This window comes from Phycisphaerae bacterium, from assembly GCA_012729815.1.
Classification (GTDB): domain Bacteria; phylum Planctomycetota; class Phycisphaerae; order JAAYCJ01; family JAAYCJ01; genus JAAYCJ01.
Genome location: JAAYCJ010000332.1, coordinates 1 through 1,936, shown reverse-complemented (window position 1 = coordinate 1,936; position 1,936 = coordinate 1). Strand labels below are relative to the sequence as shown.

General features: G+C 65.1%; 3 protein-coding genes. All 3 read right to left on the bottom strand.

Annotation, left to right across the window (positions count from 1 at the left end):
• Positions 1 to 476: hypothetical protein (locus GXY33_21430; GenBank protein ID NLX07709.1), on the bottom strand; the 476-nt coding region annotated here is incomplete at its 3' end.
• On the bottom strand, positions 473 to 1,297 hold the full coding sequence (locus GXY33_21425) for a hypothetical protein (protein NLX07708.1): 825 nt from the start codon (positions 1,295 to 1,297) through the stop codon (positions 473 to 475). The genes GXY33_21425 and GXY33_21430, both read right to left, overlap by 4 nt.
• A 175-nt stretch (positions 1,298 to 1,472) precedes the next feature.
• On the bottom strand, positions 1,473 to 1,913 hold the full coding sequence (locus GXY33_21420; protein ID NLX07707.1) for a hypothetical protein: 441 nt from the start codon (positions 1,911 to 1,913) through the stop codon (positions 1,473 to 1,475).
• Between the last annotated feature and the right edge of the window lie 23 nt (positions 1,914 to 1,936).

The window sequence follows — 1,936 nt, the reverse complement described above, 5'->3', positions numbered from 1 at the left end:
TGGATCACCGACCGTTGTCGAGGCGGCAGGAGAACCTGTTCGTCCACGGACGCCTCGACGATCACCCGTGTATGGGGCTGGCGATGCCACGGGAATTGTGCCCGGATGGTGAACGCCTCTTGCCCGCCCGGATGCGGTTCCTTCTCCGTGTATCGCTCCCAGGTGATCTCGACCGGCGCGTACTCGTCGAGCAGAACGGCGGCGGCCGAACAGGCTTGGTCGATGGCTTCCTCCATCGCCGCCCCTGTCGGCGCTCCCTCCACGCACGAGAAGTCCAGATCCTCGGAGAACCGGTAATCGCCGAAGTAGCATTTCTTCAGCGCTGTGCCGCCCTTGAAGACCAGAGCCTTCCGAAGCGACTCGACCTGGCCGATCCCGGCCAGCACCCACGACAGCAGATAGTCGCGTTCGAGGACCTCCCATGGAATCCCCAGACGCTTCCTGGCCTCCTCGAGTCGTGTCCGCAGTGGCTTCATCGCTTCACCTTCCCTGGCAGGTTCTCCTGGATCATCCACCGTCGGTTGCAGGGACCCCGTCGCGGCCCCGTCGGGTCCAGACGCCGGTAGCCCTTGATCGGGACCGCCAGCAGCGGATCGAGTTGCTCCGGCGGATGCCCCAGTTCATCAAGCACCCATCCGAGACGCTTCGCCGTGGCCGCATCCAGCCGGAGTGCGTACTCGATGATCCGCTTCGTATCGAGCTGCTGACCTCGGGAACTGAAGGCGTGCAGGACTTCGGCGAAGTCGCCGCAGTGCTGTGGCATCAACAGGCCGTCGATCAGCGTGCGCTCCGGATCGGTGATCGTGATCCGCGCTTCGCCCACCCAGATCTTCTTCGTGCCGAAGTACCGCTCGGGCTTGGTCTGGATGAACTGGAAGAGCGTGTCGCCGACGCGGTAGCCTTGGTCGCTGCCCGTGGGCCTGCGCGGAACCGAGGCCTCGGTGGTGGTCAGTACGAATACCTTTCTGGGTGCCTGATCGGTCAGGCCGTGGTAATGCATCGCCGACCAGTGGCTGATGGCGGCAGGCTCGACCAGCGCCATGGCAATCTCGAACTCGTGGACTGGGCTGACACCCGGCGTCGTCGAGGAAATCACGTAGAGTCCCTTGCGAACGCGAATCAGCCAGCCCGCCCGGACGAGGTGGTGGAGCGCCTGCCGCAGGTAGCCTTCCGAGAGCCCGACCGACGGCGCGAGCTCACGAGCCCGGTCGGTGCTGAAGATGCGGTCGCCGTCGGCCGCCAGCTTCCTGACCAGTTCGACGCCCGTCGTCGGGATGGTTAGCTTCTCTCGTGACATTGTTCGTCATGGGCGAACGATCTACCCATAAGGTCTATCGACTCGCCGCGATAGAAAGTTTACCGCGATGGTTCGTCCACGTCAAACAATGGCGATAGTATTTCTACTAGACGGGTCTCGGTGGACGTCACCGCTGAGTAGAGGAGAGGAGAAGCTGTGCCCGAGAGGGCCGGGGCTACTTGGCGAGCATCAGCCGCTGCTCTTCCCACGCCAGCGGCAGGTCGCAGCGGAGGGAGCGGAGGGACAGGCCGTCCGGTTCCTGGCCGTCGAGGATGGCTTCGACCAGATCCGGGGCCAGGGAGGCCAGGCGGGTGGTTCGGGCGATGTAGGACTGGTCGAGTTTGAGCTTGCGGGCCAGGTCGCTGTTGGACTCGGCTTGGCCCGATTCGATCATCTCCTGCCAGCGGAGGGCGCGGGCCAAGGCGAGGGCCAGCGCTGTGGGCGCTTCCTCACCGGCGGCGCTCTCGGCGACGGGCGCAACGCCCGGGGGCAGGACGATTTCTTTGCGGCCACCGCGATGGCGCAGGGCCATGGGAATGTCGATGACGATGGCGTCGCCGTCGCGACGGACGGTGGGCTCGGCGGTGATGGTGCCCTTCTTTGGTGGGCGCTTCATGCGGTGGTCTCCTGGGGTTCAGG